General features: G+C 40.8%; 4 protein-coding genes. 3 read left to right on the forward strand and 1 reads right to left on the reverse strand.

Features of this window, described 5'->3' with window-relative positions; genetic code table 11:
* Positions 1-523: hypothetical protein (locus tag ACFIL3_RS09730; protein WP_375682181.1), on the forward strand; the 523-nt coding region annotated here is incomplete at its 5' end.
* A gap of 9 nt (positions 524-532) precedes the next feature.
* Here the strand turns inward: ACFIL3_RS09730 and ACFIL3_RS09735 are convergent.
* A complete protein-coding gene (locus tag ACFIL3_RS09735; protein WP_006590334.1) occupies positions 533-1,159 on the reverse strand; it encodes a hypothetical protein in 627 nt (208 codons plus the stop codon).
* 202 nt (positions 1,160-1,361) lie between these two features.
* On the opposite strand from ACFIL3_RS09735, the gene ACFIL3_RS09740 reads away from it, so the two are divergent.
* Both ACFIL3_RS09740 and ACFIL3_RS09745 read left to right on the forward strand, forming a co-directional pair.
* Positions 1,362-1,697 (forward strand): hypothetical protein, encoded by a 336-nt coding sequence (locus tag ACFIL3_RS09740; RefSeq protein WP_375610989.1) that lies wholly within the window; start codon positions 1,362-1,364, stop codon positions 1,695-1,697.
* On the forward strand, positions 1,678-2,258 hold a 581-nt coding region (locus ACFIL3_RS09745; RefSeq protein WP_375682182.1), incomplete at its 3' end, for a phage terminase large subunit. The genes ACFIL3_RS09740 and ACFIL3_RS09745, both read left to right, overlap by 20 nt.

Genomic DNA, 2,258 nt, shown 5'->3' on the forward strand with positions numbered 1-2,258 from the left:
AAATAAAAAAAGGGGACGCCCTAAAATAGCAGGGCAGGTAAGAGAACCAAACGGACGTATATCACGTGCAAAAGCACTGCGTGAAGCCGTTGATAAATTGGCAATAGAAATGCGTGCAAAACGCTTTGGTTTAACGCTACAAGAGGCAAAAAATCCACTCTCTGGGTCTTATATAGGGCGGCTTTGCTTGCAAGGCGTGCTTACTCAAGAGCAATACGACACCGCCCAGCAATATCTACAGATAAGGAATAATTACCTTTGCGCAAAAGGCTTGCCTAATGCAATTTATGACGAAATGCCATCATCATCTGATGATAAGGCAAGAGATAAATGGGTAGAATTTGCAACAGAGCAGTTTATAAACACGCAAGAGGCACTAAAAGAAGCCCAATGCCTCTATAGACAATATAACCTTTATGCAGCGCTACAGTGCCTCGTTATAGAAGATCAAACATTATCATATCTTGTACCTTCATTACGTATAGCTCTTAATGCGCTTCAGAAACATTTTGATCGTAAATGACAATCTCTATTACGGTTTCATTATATCATATATCGTTGGTAAGTCTCTGCAAAATCTAGCGACTTGTTTAGTGTTTTCATAATCACCGGTGCTCACGTCAGATACTACAACTATCATTTGTGTTTTGGGGCTAATGCCAGTTCCAGTCGAATTACTAAGAAATTTTTTTGCATAATAAATCATTGGATTTTTGCTGTTATTGGATTCGTTGTATGCCCACATAAAATCTCTTTCACTCCAATTATGTTCATAACGTAAACGACTTATTACATTGGGTAGCATTGCCCATGACATTTCTTCATTATACTCACCCCGCAATAAATTCACAAAGCGTCCACATAAAATAACGAATACGTGACGATGCAATACAGGATCAAATTTGGAAGGCATCTTATGATGGCCACGGCTGTATACAAATTCTTGTGCTTGGCTTAGCTTATTAAAATGCGTAAAGCCAGTATATTCTTTACTCGCGTATTTGTCGTAAAGTTGATTATACTTCTCTATAGTATCTACACTTGTAAACATACGCGTCAATTTGTCTATAAATCCAAATGACGCTGATGCAGGTAGCGCTGATATAGAAAAGAAAGCTATAAATGTTATGATGCGTGTTATGGATAATGATTTCATCATTTTGAACCCTTAATTATTCATAAGTGCTGTTTAACTGATTCCCTTTGAAATTATCAATATGTGTTATTTTTATGTTGACAAAGTGTAGCAAATCGTATTTAATGACATTACTGTACTTAGGCGTATTGTGTCTAGAGAGGGAAATGTACAGTTCAAAATCCCCGCAAATGCGGGGTTTTTTATTATCTGGAGGGTGTATTTTATGACATCACAAAATACAGAACAGATTTCTCAAACAAAGAAAAAATATAAACCCCCTAAGGCAGGAATGGGGCGTGTCAAAGGTGTACCGAATAAGAATACACGCCTTTTGAAAGAGGCTATTCTTAAAGCTGCTGAATTGGCAGGCAATAAGTATGGGAAAGAGGGGCTAATCTCTTACCTCGAAAAGCAGGCAATAAGATGCCCTGCGGCTTATTTAGCGTTGCTTGGGAAGATCTTGCCTTTGCAAGTGACGGGGGAAGATGGGGGCGCGATTAAGATCATAGGGCGTGTAGAAATTGCTCCTTTAACAATGAATGACGACAAGACAGATTAAGATTGTACCAAAACTTATACCGATTTTTACAGGAGACGCTTTGGTACGAGCGGCTTGGGGTGGACGAGGGTCTGGGAAGACAAGATCATTTGCCTTGATGGCTGCTTTAAAAGGCTATCAATTTGGTATGCAGGGGATATCGGGGACCATTCTTTGTGCACGTCAGTTTCAGAATTCTTTGGCAGAGAGTTCATTGGAGGAGATTAAGCGCGCCATTGAAGCGCATGACTTTTTAAAGGACTATTACAAGGTTGGGGAGTCGTCGATTAAGTCGATAGATGGTCGCGTAGCCTTTCAGTTTTCTGGTCTGGACCGTAATATTGCGAGCATTAAATCGATGGGGCGTATTTTGCTTTGTTGGGTTGATGAGGCAGAGCCCGTGACAGAGACGGCTTGGCAGACGCTTATACCGACTTTGCGTGAAGAGGGTGAGGGGTGGCGAGCAGAGTTATGGGTGACATGGAACCCGTTGCGAGAGAATGCCCCCGTTGAGAAGCGGTTTCGCTTTTCAGACAATGAAGCCATTAAGCGTGTAGAGATCAATTGGTCAGATAATCCGAA

It is taken from the genome of Bartonella sp. CE47NXGY (genome assembly GCF_042195415.1).
Lineage (GTDB): Bacteria > Pseudomonadota > Alphaproteobacteria > Rhizobiales > Rhizobiaceae > Bartonella.